Source organism: Xanthomonas arboricola (assembly GCF_002940665.1).
GTDB lineage: Bacteria > Pseudomonadota > Gammaproteobacteria > Xanthomonadales > Xanthomonadaceae > Xanthomonas > Xanthomonas arboricola_B.
In genome coordinates this window covers 365,153-381,624 of sequence record NZ_MIGY01000003.1, presented here as the reverse complement: position 1 = coordinate 381,624, position 16,472 = coordinate 365,153, and the positions used below count along the sequence as shown (strand labels likewise).

11 protein-coding genes and 1 pseudogene are annotated in these 16,472 nt (G+C 66.1%); 9 read left to right on the top strand and 3 right to left on the bottom strand.

Annotation, left to right across the window (positions count from 1 at the left end):
• Positions 1-20: 20 nt before the first annotated feature.
• On the bottom strand, positions 21-2,705 hold the full coding sequence (locus tag XarjCFBP7645_RS15260) for a TonB-dependent receptor (protein ID WP_104538202.1): 2,685 nt from the start codon (positions 2,703-2,705) through the stop codon (positions 21-23).
• Between the two features lie 369 nt (positions 2,706-3,074).
• The gene (locus tag XarjCFBP7645_RS15255) at positions 3,075-4,460 is read right to left on the bottom strand and encodes a short-chain fatty acyl-CoA regulator family protein (RefSeq protein WP_104538201.1); all 1,386 of its coding nucleotides are present in this window, start codon (positions 4,458-4,460) and stop codon (positions 3,075-3,077) included.
• A 123-nt stretch (positions 4,461-4,583) separates the two neighbouring features.
• Between XarjCFBP7645_RS15255 and XarjCFBP7645_RS15250 the strand changes: the two genes are divergently transcribed.
• The 7 genes and pseudogenes from XarjCFBP7645_RS15250 to XarjCFBP7645_RS15220 form a co-directional block, all read left to right on the top strand.
• Positions 4,584-6,089, top strand: coding sequence for a CoA-acylating methylmalonate-semialdehyde dehydrogenase (locus XarjCFBP7645_RS15250; protein WP_104538200.1), 1,506 nt, complete (start codon positions 4,584-4,586; stop codon positions 6,087-6,089).
• A 10-nt stretch (positions 6,090-6,099) separates the two neighbouring features.
• Positions 6,100-7,281 (top strand): acyl-CoA dehydrogenase family protein, encoded by a 1,182-nt coding sequence (locus tag XarjCFBP7645_RS15245; RefSeq protein ID WP_104538199.1) that lies wholly within the window; start codon positions 6,100-6,102, stop codon positions 7,279-7,281.
• Positions 7,278-8,075 carry an enoyl-CoA hydratase gene (locus tag XarjCFBP7645_RS15240; RefSeq protein WP_104538198.1) on the top strand — a complete coding sequence of 266 codons (798 nt, stop codon included), beginning with the start codon at positions 7,278-7,280 and terminating at the stop codon, positions 8,073-8,075. The genes XarjCFBP7645_RS15245 and XarjCFBP7645_RS15240 overlap by 4 nt, the downstream gene beginning before the upstream one ends.
• The gene (locus XarjCFBP7645_RS15235) at positions 8,075-9,262 is read left to right on the top strand and encodes an enoyl-CoA hydratase/isomerase family protein (protein ID WP_104538813.1); all 1,188 of its coding nucleotides are present in this window, start codon (positions 8,075-8,077) and stop codon (positions 9,260-9,262) included. The genes XarjCFBP7645_RS15240 and XarjCFBP7645_RS15235 overlap by 1 nt, the downstream gene beginning before the upstream one ends.
• Positions 9,263-9,418: 156 nt before the next feature.
• Positions 9,419-10,321 carry a 3-hydroxyisobutyrate dehydrogenase gene (mmsB, locus tag XarjCFBP7645_RS15230; RefSeq protein WP_181126404.1) on the top strand — a complete coding sequence of 301 codons (903 nt, stop codon included), beginning with the start codon at positions 9,419-9,421 and terminating at the stop codon, positions 10,319-10,321.
• Positions 10,322-11,094: 773 nt separating this feature from the next.
• On the top strand, positions 11,095-12,060 hold the full coding sequence (locus XarjCFBP7645_RS15225) for a cation diffusion facilitator family transporter (RefSeq protein ID WP_104538196.1): 966 nt from the start codon (positions 11,095-11,097) through the stop codon (positions 12,058-12,060).
• A 73-nt stretch (positions 12,061-12,133) separates the two neighbouring features.
• A pseudogene (locus XarjCFBP7645_RS15220) lies at positions 12,134-12,507 on the top strand (aspartyl/asparaginyl beta-hydroxylase domain-containing protein); the annotation flags it as partial.
• A 23-nt stretch (positions 12,508-12,530) separates the two neighbouring features.
• Here XarjCFBP7645_RS15220 and XarjCFBP7645_RS15215 read toward each other — a convergent pair.
• Positions 12,531-14,033 carry a tetratricopeptide repeat-containing sulfotransferase family protein gene (locus tag XarjCFBP7645_RS15215; protein ID WP_104538812.1) on the bottom strand — a complete coding sequence of 501 codons (1,503 nt, stop codon included), beginning with the start codon at positions 14,031-14,033 and terminating at the stop codon, positions 12,531-12,533.
• A 160-nt stretch (positions 14,034-14,193) separates the two neighbouring features.
• On the opposite strand from XarjCFBP7645_RS15215, the gene XarjCFBP7645_RS15210 reads away from it, so the two are divergent.
• Both XarjCFBP7645_RS15210 and XarjCFBP7645_RS15205 read left to right on the top strand, forming a co-directional pair.
• Positions 14,194-14,652: a hypothetical protein gene (locus XarjCFBP7645_RS15210; RefSeq protein WP_104538811.1), complete on the top strand. Its 459-nt coding sequence runs from the start codon at positions 14,194-14,196 to the stop codon at positions 14,650-14,652.
• A 40-nt stretch (positions 14,653-14,692) separates the two neighbouring features.
• Positions 14,693-16,276: a tetratricopeptide repeat-containing sulfotransferase family protein gene (locus XarjCFBP7645_RS15205; protein WP_104538195.1), complete on the top strand. Its 1,584-nt coding sequence runs from the start codon at positions 14,693-14,695 to the stop codon at positions 16,274-16,276.
• Positions 16,277-16,472 lie beyond the last annotated feature (196 nt).

The window sequence follows — 16,472 nt, the reverse complement described above, 5'->3', positions numbered from 1 at the left end:
AGCAGCGGTGTCAGCGGCACCTAGAACTTGTAGGTCGCTTCCAGCGAGTAGCGGCGGCCAAACACCTGGTAGCCGCCGTCGTCCTGGTTGGCCAGACGGTTGGGCTTGTTGTCGGTGTAGGCGCGCAGCGGTTCGTTGGTGAGGTTGCCGGCCTGGAAGCGGAAACCGAGCTGCTTGCTGTACTGCCAGTTCAGGCTCAGATCCACCGTGCCTTCGCTCTGCAGCCGTGCCAGACGCGCCGCATTCCAGCCGTACACCACGGTGTAGGGGCTGTGGTACTTGTAACCCACGCGCGCTTCGAAGCTGCCGTTGCTGTACCACAGGTCGAAGGTGCCGGTTTTGCGTGCCAGGCCGCTCAGCGGCAGCGGGTTGTCTTCCGGCGAGAATTCCTTGAGGTTGGAATCGACCAGCGAGAAGTTGGAATAGACGCCGAAGTTTTCCATGTGCGGGATGAAGTAGAACGGTGTCTGGAAGGTGAGTTCCACACCGTTGATGTGCCCGCCGCCGCCATTGAACGGCGCGCTGACCAGGTAATCCAGGCCGTTGATCACTTCGCGGTCGGTGCGGTAGCCGATGCTGGAATCCACTTCCTTGCGATACACCGCAATCGCCGCCAGCGCTTCCTTGTGGAAGTACCACTCGTAGGACAGGTCGACCTGGGTGGCCTTGAACGGATCCAGCTGCGGGTTGCCGCCGCTGCCGGTGAGCTGGCCGACGGTGACGTTGGGGTCGTCCAGGCGCCGGCCGGTGCGCAACTCGTCCAGCGGCGGACGCGCGATGACCTTGGCCACCGCAAAGCGCAGGATGCGTTGATCGTCGATCAGGAAGTTGACGGTGGCGCTGGGCAACACGTCGGTGTATTCCTTGCTGTCGCTGCTCGCCTGCACGGTGGTGCCGACCGAATCGAAGCCGTCGCTGGTGGTCTTGGTGTTGACCAGGCGCACGCCGATATTGCCGGTGACATCGGTGCCGAACAGCTGCGAGCTGAACACCGCTTTGGCGAAGGCTTCGCGCACGTCTTCCTTGACGTTCCAGTGGTCGAGCAACTGTTCGTCGAGCGTGGCCGGGTCGAAACCGCCGAAGCCGATCTGGGCGATCGCATCCATGTTGCCGCCGGTCAGGGTGGGCACGTTCAAGTCCGGCATGGTGACCGGATAGATCAGGCCCTGGTACGCCGAGATCGGCTGGTCGTAACCGGACTGGTTGCTGATGAAGCGGCGGTTCTGCTTCTCGCGGCGCGCGGCGCGTGCGCCGAATTCCAGCGAGGTGAACGCCGCAGCATCGACCGGGCGGCTGGCGTTGAGCGCCAGCGCGGCGATCCTGTCGCGCAGCCCCTGCGGCTCGGTCTGGCCGGCAATGCCCCACTCGGGCGTGTCCGAGCTGGTGCTGATGGTGGGGGTGACGCTGCGGCGGAAATCGAACGAGACGGTGTCCGGGTTGCTGCCGAAGCGCACCGCCTGCCAGGTGTTGTCACGCTTGGCCTGCGAGAACGACAGGTCGCTGCCCAGCGTCCACACATCGCCGCTCCACTTGGCGTTCAGGCCGCCGGCGGTGAGCGTCTTGACCTCGTTGTAGTGGCTGACCACATGGTCGACCTGCAGGTTCGAGTTGGCCAGCGTGCCGGCCACCACATCGCCATCGACGATGGTGTAGGACGAGCCCGGCGTGGTGTAGGGATTGGCGCCGGTCGAGAAGGTGCTGTAGGCCAGGCCATTGAACCAGTTCTGCAACTGGTCTTCGTCGATTTCGATACGCGAATACAGGCCGTCGAACTTCAACTCGACGTTGCCCGAGCGCCATTGCACGGTGCCCATCGCACCGGTGCGGGTCTGCTCGGTCAGCTTGAGCTGGTCGGCTGCGCCCCATGGCGTGGGGTCCACAGTGCCGTCGCCATCCACATCGCGCGAGGTGGTGGCATCGGTATAGCCCCAGCTGCCGATCGAGGAGTTGGAGTTCTTCTGCTTCTGGTAGGTGGCGCCCAGCGCAACCGCCAGGTTGTCGTTGATCTGGTGCACCCAGCTGGCGCCGAAGCGGTTGCCCCACGGCGAGTAGCCGTCCACGTCCTTGGCATGGTCGTAGAACACCGGGCCGGCGGTGCCGACAAAGCCCGGGCCGGTGTAGTCCAGCGGGCTGATGGTGGAGATGTCCACCGTTGCGGCAAGTCCGCCGGCGACCAGGTCCGCCGACTGGGTCTTGTAGACCTTGACGGTGGAGACGATCTCGGTGGGGAACACTTCCCAGCGCACCGCACGATTGGGCTCGGAGGAGGCGATTTCGCGCCCGTTGACGGTGCCCATGGTCATGCGCGGGCCCAGACCGCGCACGGTGGCCAGGCTCTCGTTGCCACGGTCGCGGGTGCCGTTGACGCCGGGCAGGCGCACCAGTGCTTCGGCGACGGTGACGTTGGGCATCTGGCCCATGTTGTCTGCGGAGATCACTTCCATGACGTGATCGGACATCTGCTTGGCCTGCACCGCCTGGTTCAGGCTGGCGCGCTGGCCGATCACGGTGATGTTGTCGAGCGTGACCGGCGGCGCCGCCGCGGTGGTGGCGTCAGTGGCCGGCGTTGCGGCAGGCGCGCTGTCCTGTGCGTGCGCACTGAATGCGGTGGCCAGCACGCAGGCGATGGTAGTGGTGAGGACGTCGCGCACGGGCGTGCGGCGCAGGCGCCGGCTGGCCGGGTGGCCGGTGTGGTGAACGGGCATCGTTTGATCCCTCCCAGGACAAAGTTACCGAATGGACTAATGGCCGCTGGTGCGGCGCGCTGGCGCAGCTGCGCGCTGGCGCGTCCGACGCGGGCATGGCGGTTGCTGCAGTAGTGCGGTGTGGAGCTGATTGGTCGTGTACGTGACGCGGCGACGATCGTCGATCGCCTTGGCGTCCCCCTGTCCTGCATGTGTCTGCTTCAGGGTAGAAGCGCAAGTCATTCCATTCCAATGAAGCATTTTGCGTGAGCTATCTCGCGTTGGAATGCTGCAGTGCAGCGGTAGCGTCTGCCTGATCGCCGCCGACGCGCAAGATGCCTGTGGAGAAACAAGACCGCCTGACAGAACGCTGCAGACCCGGGTTCGGGGCTAACGCGCGTTGGCAGATAACCTGGGCAGTGCGGGAAAGGCGCGCTGCATGCAGTCGTTGCGTTCGCAGGTCAGGCAGCCGGGGCCGATCGGCACCGCATCGTCCACCGCATCCAGGTCCCAGCCGCGCGCATACACCAGTTGATCGGCATGACGCAGATCGCAGCCCATCGCCAACGCGAAGGTCTTGCGCGGGCGGCCGTAGCCCGGCGCGCCGCTGCTGACCTGGCGCGCCAGCCAGAAGTAGCGCCGGCCATCAGGCATGCGCGCGATCTGGGTCAGGATGCGGTCGGGCTGGTTGAAGGCCTCGTAGACGATCCACAGCGGACAGGCGCCGCCGACATGCGAGAAATGGAAGTCGGTGGCCGAGTGGCGCTTGGATACGTTGCCGGCACGATCCACCCGCATGAAGAAGATCGGCAGCCCCGCCGCGCCGCGCCGCTGCAAGGTGCTGAGCCGGTGGCAGACCGCCTCGAAGCCGACGCCGAAGCGATCGGCCAGCCATTCGATGTCGTAGCGGGAGCGCTGGGCACTGTGCAGGAATTGGCCATACGGCATCACCAGGGCACCGGCGAAATAGTTCGACAACCCGATCCGCGACAGCGCGACACGTTCGGCATCTTCGAAGCCGGCATCGGCGATGCGTGCGTCGAGCAACGGCGCGCATTCCAGCAACGCCAGTTGTGCGGCCATCTGGAAGGCCTGCTGGCCGGGGCGCAGGTGCGCGGGCAGCCACAGCACGCGGGCCTGCGTATCCACGCTGCGTTTGTCGCTGTACAGCTCGGGCGCGTCCTGCACCAGCAGGCCGTGGCGATCGGCCAGGCGTTGGCGCAGCCGCAGCGGCAAGTTGTCCGAGGTCAGGCCGAGTTCGGCATACAGCGCCTCGGCGCGCTCATCCAGTTCCGGCAGATAGTTGTGCGCGCGATTGAAGTAATCGCGCACCTGCTCGCCCGGCGACAGCGAGGGCAATGCGGCATGGTCGGCGCCGATCTGTATTTCCAGTGCGGCGGTACGCTCGAGCAGATGCCGGTGCGCGCGGTGCAGGTCCAGCAGGGCCTGGGCCACCTGCGGCAGGTTGCCGGTGAGCACGCGCAGCTCGGCAGCCGACAGGCTATGGCCCAGGCTGCGCAGCGAGTCGTCCAGCGGCTCGACCAGCGCGGCCGGGTCGTCCAGGTCGAGCAGGCCGTCGAGATCGCCCAGGGTGGCCTTGAGCCGCTGCTGGATTGCCAGGGTCAGGGGGCGCTGGTTGCGCTCGATCTGGTTGAGGTAGCTTGGCGACAGCCCGAGCCGGCGCGCCAGCTCCGCCTGGGTCAGGCCGTGGCGCTGGCGCAGCCGCTGCAGGCGCAGGCCGAGCTGGTGGCGGAGCGGGAGCTGCGACTGGGGCATTCGCAAGATTCGCAAAAGAGTGACGGCAGCTTAGCGCGATTAAGCAGTCCCGGGCTGGGAATGCTTGGTCATGGTGCGAACAATGCGAAGCATCCGTAGCGACCTTCTGCGAGCGAACCCGCAATGAGTGATTCCGTCCCGCGCGTCTCCCTGTTGATCGACGGCCAGTTCGTCACCTCCGCCAGTCCCCATTGGCAGGACGTGGTCAATCCGGCCGATCAATCCGTGCTGGCCCAGGTGCCGTTCGCCACCACCGGCGAAGTGGATGCGGCGGTGGCTGCGGCCAGCCGGGCCTTCGTGAGTTGGCGCAAGACGCCGATCGGCACACGTGCGCGCGTCTTCCTCAAATACCAGCAGCTGATCCGCGAGCACATGCCCGAGCTGGCCGCGCTGCTCAGCGCCGAGCAGGGCAAGACCCTGGCCGATGCCGAAGGCGATGTGTTCCGCGGGCTGGAAGTGGTGGAACACGCCGCGGCGATCGGCAACCTGCAGTTGGGCGAGCTGGCCAACAACGTCGCCAACGGCGTGGATACCTATAGCCTGCTGCAGCCGCTGGGTGTGTGCGCGGGCATCACCCCGTTCAACTTCCCGGCGATGATTCCGTTGTGGATGTTTCCGATGGCCATTGCCACCGGCAACACCTTCGTGCTCAAGCCATCCGAGCAGGACCCGATGGTCACCATGCGGCTGGTGGAACTTGCGCTGGAGGCGGGCATTCCCAAGGGCGTGCTCAATGTCGTGCACGGCGGCGAAGACGTGGTCAACGCGTTGTGCGACCACCCGGACATCAAGGCGCTGTCGTTCGTCGGGTCGACCAGGGTTGGCACGCACGTCTATCGGCGCGCCTCGCTGGCAGGCAAGCGCGTGCAATGCATGATGGGCGCGAAGAACCATGCCGTGGTGCTGCCGGACGCCAATCAGGAACAGACGCTCAACGCGATGGTCGGCGCCGCCTTCGGTGCGGCCGGCCAGCGCTGCATGGCCGCGTCCACGCTGGTGCTGGTGGGCGAGGCGCGGGAGTGGATTCCGGCGCTGGTGGCCAAGGCCAAGGGCCTGACGCTGGGCGCGGGCAATGCGCCGGGCACCGAGGTTGGGCCGCTGATTTCCTGCGCGGCGCGCGCGCGCGTGGAAGGCTTGATCGCCTCCGGCGTCGAGCAGGGCGCCAGACTGGAACTGGATGGGCGCGCGCCCAGCGTGCCTGGCTTCGAGCAGGGCAACTTCGTCGGCCCGACCATCTTCTCCGGCGTGAGGCCGGGCATGCGCATCTACGACGAGGAAATCTTCGGCCCGGTGCTGGTGATCCTGGAGGCGGCCACGCTGGATGAGGCCATTGCCCTGGTCAATGCCAATCCCAACGGCAACGGCACTGCGTTGTTCACCCAGTCGGGTGCGGCGGCGCGGCGTTTTCAGGAAGACATCGACGTGGGCCAGGTCGGCATCAACGTGCCGATTCCGGTGCCGGTACCGCTGTTCTCGTTCACCGGATCGCGCGCCTCCAAGCTCGGCGACCTGGGCCCGTACGGCAAACAGGTGGTGATGTTCTACACCCAGACCAAGACCGTGACCGCGCGCTGGTTCGACGACGAAACGCTGGGCCACGGCGTCAACACCACCATCTCCCTCAAGTGACCTGATCGCCATGAATGCAGCCATCCAGCTACACGCCAATACGGCCGATTTGAATGACGAGCAGGAAGCCTTCCGCGCTGCCGCGCGCGACTTTGCCGACAAGGAACTCGCACCGCACGCCGCGCACTGGGATGCGCAAAGCCACTTCCCGCGCGAGGCCATCGCCAAGGCGGCCGAGCTGGGGTTCTGCGGGCTGTACACCGATGAGGGCGTGGGCGGCCTGGGCATGCGCCGGCTCGATGCCGCGGTGGTGTTCGAGGAACTGGCCACGGTCGATCCATCCACCTCGGCGTTCATCAGCATCCACAACATGGCCACCTGGTTGATCGCCAGTTACGGCAACGATGCGGTGCGCGCGCAGTGGGGCGAGGCGATGACCAGCGGCGCCAAGCTGGGTTCGTACTGCCTGACCGAACCGGGTGCCGGCTCGGACGCGGCCTCGCTCAAGACGCGCGCACAGCGCGACGGCGACGGCTACGTGCTCAACGGCAGCAAGGCCTTCATTTCCGGCGCGGGCGCCACCGATGTGCTGGTGGTGATGGCCCGCACCGGCGATGACGGCGCCCGCGGCATCAGCGCCTTCGTGGTGCCTGCCAATGCGCCCGGCATCAGCTACGGCCGCAAGGAAGAGAAGATGGGCTGGAACAGCCAGCCCACGCGCGGGGTGAATTTCGAGAACGTGCGCATTCCGGCCGGCAATCTGCTGGGCAAGGAGGGCGAGGGTTTCAAGATGGCGATGAAGGCGCTGGACGGCGGCCGCATCAATATCGCCGCCTGTTCGTTGGGAGCGGCGCAAGGCGCCCTGGATGCCGCCCGCCGCTACATGGGCGAGCGCCGTCAGTTCGGCAAGAAGCTGGCCGATTTCCAGGCCCTGCAGTTCAAACTGGCCGATATGGCCACGCAACTGGTGGCCGCGCGGCAGATGGTGCACACCGCTGCGCGCAAGCTCGATGCCGGCAGTCACGATGCCACCGTGTGGTGCGCGATGGCCAAACGCTTCGCCACCGACGCCGGCTTTGCGATCTGCGACGAGGCCTTGCAGATCCACGGCGGCTACGGCTATATCCGCGAATACCCGATCGAGCGCCTGCTGCGCGACAGCCGCGTGCACCGCATCCTGGAAGGTACCAACGAGGTGATGCGCATGATCATTGCGCGCCACCTGCTCAACGGCGAGGAGGAACTGCGATGAGCGATTGGGCAACACAGGCGCACACCGGCTTGCAGGTCGAACGCGATGGCCATGTCGCCATCGTCACCTTGCGCAATCCGCCGGCCAACACCTGGGCCGTGCACAGCCTTGCAGCCTTGCGCGATCTGGTACGCGCGCTGGATGCGGACCGCAGCATCTATGCGCTGGTGATCACCGGCGACGGCGAGAAGTTCTTCAGTGCCGGCGCCGACCTCAAGCAGTTTGCCGATGGCGACAAGGCTGCTGCACGGGAGGCCGCGCGTCGCTTCGGCGAGGCGTTCGAGGCCTTGAGTGCGTTTGGCGGCGTGTCGGTCGCCGCCATCAACGGCTATGCGATGGGCGGTGGCCTGGAGTGCGCGCTGGCCTGCGACCTGCGCATTGCCGAACAGCACGCGCAGCTGGCCTTGCCGGAAGCCAGCGTCGGGTTGCTGCCATGCGCCGGCGGCACCCAGAACCTGCCGCGCCTGGTCGGCGAGGGCTGGGCCAAGCGCATGATCCTGCTGGGCGAGCGTCTGGATGCAGCCACTGCGCACCGCATCGGCCTGGTGGAAGAGGTGGTGGGCAAGGGCGAGTCGCGCGCGCAGGCCATTGCCTGGGCGCAGCGTGCCGGCAAGCAGAGTCCAGCCAGTGTGGCGGCGTGCAAGCGCCTGGTGCAGTCCACCCGTCACGGTACGCATGCCGCCGCGCTGGTGGCAGAGCGCGAAGCCTTCGTCGACTTGTTCGAGCAGGCCGATCAGGCCGAGGGAGTGGCGGCCTTTCTCGAGAAACGCGCGCCGCAGTGGAGCAATGGCTGATGCTGGATGTGAGCCCAACCGAAGAAGCGCCGGTGCTGTTCGAACAACGCGACTGCGCGGACGGGCATCGCATCGGCATCGCCACCTTGAACGCGCCCGGGACGCTCAACGGTTTGTCCTTGCAGATGACGCGCTTGCTGGATGCGCAGCTGCGTGTCTGGGCCGACGATGCGCAGATTGTCTGCGTGGTGTTGCGCGGCGCAGGCGAGAAGGCGTTCTGCGCGGGCGGCGATCTGCATGGTCTGTACCAGAGCATGCGCGCGCATCGCGAGGCGGTGCCGGATGCGCAGGAGCGTCGCGCGCAACCGCAGGGCAATGCGCACGCCGCTGCGTTCTTCGAAGAGGAATATCGGCTCGACCATCGCATCCACACCTATCCCAAACCGGTGCTGTGCTGGGGCCATGGCATCGTCATGGGCGGCGGTATCGGCTTGATGTCCGGTGCCAGCCATCGCGTGGTCACCGAGCGCTCGCGCCTGGCGATGCCGGAGATCAGCGTGGGCCTGTTCCCCGATGTCGGCGGCAGCTGGCTGTTGCGCCGGGTGCCGCAGGCTGCCGGGTTGTTTCTGGCACTGACCGGCGCGCCGCTGGGCGCCAGCGATGCCATCTATGCCGGGCTTGCGGATGTCCGCCTGGAGCATGCGCAATACGCGGCAGTGCTGGACGCCTTGGGCGCGCATGCCTGGACTGGCGATGCAGATGAGGATCGCGCCCAGCTCGGCGCGTTCCTGCACGGGATCGCGCAACCGCTGGAACCGGGCCCATTGCAGGTGCATGCGGCGCTGATCGCGCAATTGGTGGCAGGCCAGACGCTACCAGAGGTGGTCGCTGCAATCCTGGCATTGCAAAGCGAAGATGCCTGGCTGCAGGCCGCGCGTGCAACGCTGGCAGCCGGCGCCCCTGGCTCGGCGCGCCTGGCCTGGGAGCTGCAACGTCACCCGGGCATCGGCACGCTGGCCGACACCTTTCGCACCGAGTACGTGGTGGCGCTGCATACGGCCGCCCATGGCGACTTTGCCGAAGGCATTCGCGCGCTGTTGATCGACAAGGACCGCCAGCCGCAGTGGCAACCCGCCTTGCTGGAAGAGGCGGATGCGCAGTGGGCTGCTGGATTTTTCCAATCGCCCTGGCCGGCCGCACAGCATCCGCTCGCCGATCTTGCTGTACGTGCACTCGGTGAACGCTGAGCGGCTGGCAAATGCGGTTGATGGCTAGCGCAACGCGGACGCGATGGAGGAATTGCAGGGTTCGCATTGGCACCGGCAAGCCTGAAGTTTGCGACGGCTGCGTTGCGATCCAGCCGCTCGTTCATGGCCGTCCTAACTATTGATGATCGTTCTAACCTGGAAACCGACACCATGAGCAAGATCGCCTTTATCGGCCTGGGCAATATGGGCGGGCCGATGGCTGCAAACCTGATCAAGGCCGGGCACCAGCTGCGCGTCTTCGATCTGGTGCCTGCCGCACTGGACGCCGCCGCAGCAGCCGGCGCGCATGCCGCCAGCTCCGCGCACGACACCCTGGCCGACGCCGAGATCGTGATCTCGATGTTGCCGGCCAGCCGCCACGTCGAAGCGCTTTACCTGGGCGAGGCCGGGATCCTGCCGCAGATTCCCGCCGCTGCCCTGGTGATCGACTGCAGCACTATCGCACCCGCCAGCGCACGCAAGCTCGCCGCCGAGGCGCAGGCGCGTGGCCTGGCGATGCTGGATGCGCCGGTCTCCGGCGGGACGGCGGGTGCGGCGGCAGGCAGCCTGACGTTTATCGTCGGCGGCGCCGCGCAGGTGTTGGAGCGCGCGCGGCCGGTGTTGCAGGCAATGGGCAAGAACATCTTCCACGTCGGCGACAATGGCGCCGGCCAGGTCGCCAAACTGTGCAACAACATGGCGTTGGGCGTGATCATGGCCGTCACCGGCGAGGCGCTGGCGCTCGGCGTTGCGCAAGGGCTGGACCCGGCGGTGCTGTCGCAGATGATGGCGGTCAGCACCGGGCGCAGCTGGGCCACCGAAGTCTGCAATCCGTGGCCGGGGGTGCTGCCCAACGCGCCGGCATCGCGCGGTTACAGCGGTGGCTTCGGCAACGATCTGATGCTCAAGGATCTGGGGCTGGTCGCCGAATCCGCAGTGCAGGCGGGCGTGTCGATTCCGCTCGGCGAGCTGGCGCGCAATCTGTACGCGATGAACAGCCAGGCCGGCAACGGCGCGCTGGATTTTTCCAGCGTGATCAAGCTGGTGGCCAAGGTTTGAGAGCGGCTGGCAAAAGTGTCTACGCCCATCGTCAACTAGGTGCGGCTGGAGTGGTGATTCGCCTCCGTCTGCAGGGTTGATCGAACTGGGGGCCTCGGCTGTAGAGCGGATGATCTGCGGCTTGGCTGCAGGGCCCTTGCCTGCCCACCCTCGCGGGACACGCCGCAAGTACGTCCGTGTAGGCTCTTACGCGGCATCCATGCCGCGTAAGGTCCCGCGACGTTGGGCGGGCAAGGACCAGTCACGATGGTCGGTGTGCATGGTTTTCAGTAAGACGGCCAGCAAACTGTCTGGTGCGGTGAGGGCACCGCGCACTCGACGCTGTGGTTTTGCTGCAGAGCCCTTGCCCGTCCGCCATCGCAGGACACGCTGCAAGTACGTCCATGTAGGTTCTTACGCGGCACCCATGCCGCGTAAGGTCCCGCGACGGTGGGCGGGCAAGGGCCAGTCACGATGGTCGGTACGCATGGTTGCATGCAGGGGCAGGCAGTGCATGCAGCGCGGCCGTCCGACGAGCTGCGGTCTGATCAGCCTCTTTTTTTCCGAGCAATGTCACTGCCAATACGACATCACACCACCCGCCAACGAAGGCGAATGTGGCCGACAGGTTGCCGCCATCGCTACGGCGTTCGAGGGTTTTTGCTAGCCACTCCGGCCTGAGCAGTAACGTGCAGCGCCGCGCCCACGTGATGTGATGTCATCACGCCCGGGTGTAATAGTCTCCGCCATCGCGTGCGCCTAAGGTGCGCGCATTGCACGAGGCCACCGCATCCATGGGACACGACCACAGCCACGCCCCCAGCGACATCCGCCACGAGACACCGCTGTGGTGGGCACTGGGACTCACCGCCACGTTCCTGCTGGCGGAAGTCATCGGTGCGTTCATCACCAACAGCCTGGCGCTGTTGTCCGACGCCGCACATATGGCCACCGACACCGTCGGCCTGATGATCGCGCTGGTCGCGGTGCGCCTGAGCCGACGCCCTGCCGACGCGCGTCGCACCTATGGCTATGTGCGTCTGGAGGCGCTCGGCGCGCTGGCCAATGGCGCGCTGTTGTTCGCAGTCGGCGCCTACATCCTGTGGGAAGCCGCGCAACGCTTTCGCGCGCCCCAGGATATTTCCTCCAGCGGCATGCTGCTGATCGCCGGCTTCGGCCTGGTGATCAATCTGATCGCCATGAAGCTGCTGCACGCCGGCAGCGGCGAGAGCCTGAACGTCAAGGGCGCGTATCTGGAGGTCTGGAGCGACATGCTCGGCTCGGTGGCGGTGATCATCGGCGCGCTGCTGATCGGCTGGACCGGTTGGCAATGGATCGACCCGGTGCTGGCCGTGCTGATCGGCCTGTGGGTGCTGCCGCGCACCTGGGTGCTGCTGCGCGAGGCGATCAACGTGCTGCTGGAAGGCGTGCCCAAAGGCATCGATCTGCCGCAGGTGCAGCAGGCGCTGACCAGCTACCCCGGCGTCGAAGACGTGCACGACCTGCATGTCTGGGCACTGGCCTCCAGTACCCCCGCGCTCACCGCACACGTGGTGGTCGGCGAAACCACCGACCGCGACCGCCTGCGCGACGCCCTTGCCGAGCTGCTGCACGCGCGCTTCGAGATCAGCCACGTCACCCTGCAGGTGGAGAGCGGCGATTGCGGCACCGAACCGTGTGGCACGTCGCCGGCCGCGCAGGGCTCCGCGCATGACGATCATCGTGGTCACGCGCATTCGCATGACCGCCACTCGCACTGACGCGGACAGCGCCGCCCAGTGAGCTTCTCGCCTGCTTGGCGGCGGTATGACGGTGCCGGGCACCACTCCGGCAGTGCCGGCAACCGCAGCCGCGTTGGCATTGGTCGATGCGGTGCAGATCGATGGCGCGTGTCCGAACGCGATGTCTTTGGTGCCTCGCCGCTGACCGTCATTCCGCCGCACCATGGACAGACCAACGCGCGTCTGGTGGCGCATCTTGCGTTGATCGTGCCCGAGGGCTGCAGCTTCGGTGTCGGTTACGACTAGCGGCAGTGCGAGGTCGGCAAGGTGCTGGTATTCGACTCGATCGGACATGAGGCGCGCAACGCGAGCGCGCAGCTGCGTGCGGTGCTGATCTTCGATGTCTGGAACCCGCTGCTGAGCCGGGAGGAGCGGCAGATGGGCAATGCCATGGAGGCGGCGATCGCGCGCCACCGTGCGGGATGAGGTATCGCCGGTAGTCGACCGATTCAGTCCGCAGGCGTGATGCCGAACCGGGCAAGCGTGGCGCGCAGCGGAGCGAGCTGGGTCGCGTAGGGCTTCCAGCGTCCGGACGCATCGCCATGCAGGGGCTGGCGCACCTGCCAGTAGCTGGCTGTCCTGACGGCTCCAGGTGCCCTGTGGAAATCCAGGCAATCCGGTTCCCAGGGCAACTGCAAAAAGTCCAGCAGTGCACGCAGGCTGCGTTCCGGCGCGGCGACGAAGGCGTCATAGTCGAAGGTATGGATGCTGTCCGGATACAACGACAGCCAATGCGCCATCAGTCGCTGGTAGGCGGCATAGAAATGCCCGATATCCTCCAGCCGGCCCGCATAGTCAAAGCGTTGTGGATTGAGCTGCTGCATGAAGATCGACAGCCCGTTGTCCAGCGGGTGACGACGTGTGTGCACGATCCTGGCCGCCGGAAACAGCTGCTTGATCAGCCCGATCAGTAGAAAGTTGTCGGGACGTTTGTCGGTGATGTAGCGCAGTTGCGCGTGATGGGGAACGGCCGCAGCCACGCGTTGACGATAGGCCGCAGCCAGCTGCGCCAGCGTGTGCGAGGACAGATGCTGCGCGGCTTGCGGGAACGGCGACAGCGACTGTGCAACCAGTCGCGGCAACGCATCCAGTTCGCCCCCTGCAGCAATGCACGAGTGGCGCGACAAGGCCTGTTCGATCAAGGTGGAGCCGGAGCGGAACATGCCGCAGATAAACAGTGGCGGTACCGCGTCGCCGACAGCATCCATGGGCGGTAGCTGGCGCGCGTCGCTTGCATCGGCAAATACCGCAGCGATGCTGTCGAACTGCTGCTGTGTGCGGATCGGGTCGTAGCGCCGCGCATGTGCATGGCCATGCCGGTTGGCGGCACTGGCCGCATCGAATGCCTGGCTGTGCAGGCCGAGGCGGTCATAGGCATGGGCCACTGCATGCAGCAGCGTGGCCGTCAACGCAGGATCCTGCCCCCCGACCGAGCCTGCCTGCGCAAGTGCGAGCAGGCGTGTGTCCTGCGCATGCGTGGGAGGATCCAGGTGCAGCAGGCGTGCGGTGGCTTGCAGCTGCAGCGCCCGTGTCTGGGCATCGACAGGAGGATTGGCGAGCAGCCGGCGATAGGCGGCGACCGCCTGGTCGCGTGCGCCCAGCTCTTCCTGCAGATTGCCCAGATTGAGCAAGGCAGGGGCGTAGTCCGGCCGGCACTGCAGTGCCAGGTCGAGTTCCTTCAGCGCTGCCGCCTCCTGATGTAGATGGTCGCTCAGCAGCGCGGCGCGATTGAGGTGGATCTGTTCCGGCAGCGCGGCACCGTGCTGCAATGCCTGCGCATAAGCGTCCAGTGCGGCGGATGCCTCGCCGGTCTGGCGCAGCAGATATCCCAGGTTGTACCAGGCATCGGCGCATCGGGGCTGCGCCTGCAGGATGCGGCGATAGGCGGCGATCGCCTGCGCCAGATGGCCTTGTTGCAGTAAGCGTGCGGCGTGCTGCAAGGACGGGTCCAAGGCGTTTTCCAGGCAATCTTGCAACGGGTGGGGGGTTTGCAGCTTAGGCGGCGCCGTCGATGCGTTCAATCGGCCCGTGGCGGACGTTGATGAGCGGTCTTTCCTGCACTCGCCGCTTGCCTTGTATGCTCTGCTGCAATCGACGAGTGAAGATGCGCGCATGCACAAGCGAGTGGTGTTGGGGCTGACGGTGTTGAGCTGCGCCTGGGCGGCATCGGCGCAGGACGTGCCGACGCATCGCTGCGCCGCAGTACTCGATCCCTTGCCGCGGCTGGCCTGCTATGACGCCAGCTTCCCGCCAACGCAGGCGGTGCGGGCGGCGGAGGCGGATAGGGCAGTCAGGGCATTCGGCCGCAGCAGCCAACAGGCCTCGGCAGCGACAGGCGCGCAGCAATCAGCGCCTGCGCAACTCACCGCGAAGGTGCTTGCAGTGGCGTATCAGCCAGACGGTACGCGCATCGTGTCGCTGGACAGTCGTCAGCGCTGGGCGCTGACAGAAGCGACCAGCCGCGGGCCGCTGGCCGAGGGTGAGGTCGTGGTGATCCGCAAGGCCGCAATGGGAAGCTACATGCTGGTCACCGCTGCCGGTGTGGCGCTACGCGCCCGCCGCATCGACTAGCCAGGCCAACGACGGCATCGCAACAAACAGAAGAGAACGAATGACTGAGAGACAGCTGCGCGCACTGTTGCACAACGGGTATCAACTGCTACGTCAGGGACGTTATGCCGAGGCCGTCGTGTTTGCCGACCGCGCCTGCGCAGAGCAGCCTGGCAATGCGCATCTGCTGGAGCTTGCCAGCGAAGCTCGGTTGGCCAATGGCGATCCGCAGGCCGCAGCCGACCGCATCGCACAGGCTGCGGCGGTTGCAACGTCACCGCTCCCGCTATTGATGAAATACGGCAGCTTGCTGCTGCAGCTGCGTCGCCGCCGCGAGGCCCGGCTCGTCGCCGGCCAGGCGCAGGCGCTGGCGGCCGCCGACGGCGCTGCATGGTGGCGGATCGGCGCGCTGTACAGCGGCTGCCACGAGGTGGCGGCCGCCCGCGACGCGTATCGGCATGCGATGACATTGCTGGGAGAACAGCCCGGCTTGCTGTACGACCTCGCCACCATGCAGTTCTTTGGCGGTGAATTCGATGCGGCTGAGCTCACCCTGGAGCGGCTGTTGCAACTGGCACCCGGCACGGGCGATGCCTTGTACCTGCGCGCCACGCTCCGGCGTCAGACCGGGCAGCACAACCACCTGGACGATCTGCGTCACCGTTTGACCACGCTATCGGAACCATCCGCCCGAGCGGCAGGCCTGTACGCCTTGAGCAAGGAGCTGGAGGACCTGGGCCAGCATGCGGAATCCTTCGAGACACTGACCGCCGCAGCGGCCTGCAAGCGCAAGACACTGCAGTACGACGTTGCTGCCGAGTGTGCGCATATCGCTCAGGTGCGAGAGGCGTACGACCCGCCTGCCTTGCGCGCACTGCAGCCCGGTCATGCGGGCGAGGGGGCCATCTTCATCGTCGGGCTGCCACGCTCAGGCACCACCTTGCTGGAGCGCCTGCTGATCCAGCGCGGCGGTGCACGTTCGGCCGGGGAGCTGATGGATTTCGGTGCGCTGCTCGGCAATGCGACATCCGGCGCATTGTCGACCAATCCCGAATTGACCGCCGCGCAGGCGTCGCTGCAGATCGATTTTGCGGCGCTTGGGCAGGAGTATCTGCGCGGCGCCCGTGAGCTGGTGCGCGACCATCCGGTGTTCATCGACAAGATGCCGGTCAATTACCTGTATTGCGGCATGATTGCCACCGCGCTGCCACGTGCACGCATCATCCATCTGGTGCGCGATCCGCTGGACACCTGTTATGCGATATACAAGACCCTGTTCTACAACGCCTATCCGTTCTCGTATGCGCTCGATGAGCTCGCCGATTACTACCTGGCGTATCAGCAGACCATGCGGCACTGGCATGCGGTACTGCCTGGCAGCATTCTCGATGTGCACTACGAAGAGTTGGTGCGCGACACCGACCAGCAGATCGCGCGGGTGCTGAGCTGGTGCGGGTTGACGCGCAGTGACGCCATCGCCGAACTGGAGCATGTGCCGTTCGTGACTGCGAGCGCGGCGCAGGTGCGCGGCGATGTCCATCAACGCTCGGTGCATAGCTCTCGGCGGCATATGGATGGATTGCTGCCTTTGTTGACGCGACTTCAGGCAGCTGGCGTGATCGTGCCCGGCGTCGAAGTGGTGTAGCGATTGGCGCTGGCCGATCATCCGGTCCAGTCTTTCGAGTGAGCGCGCCGCTGGCTCGCGAGCGACGAGCGAACACACGTGGCGACATCGAGTTCCACACAAGACACCGGCGGAAAATGGCCATTTTTCCCTGGCATCCGCACTGTTTTGGGGATTCGCCGCACCGATTCGGAGCATTTCTGAATGGCGCTTTAAT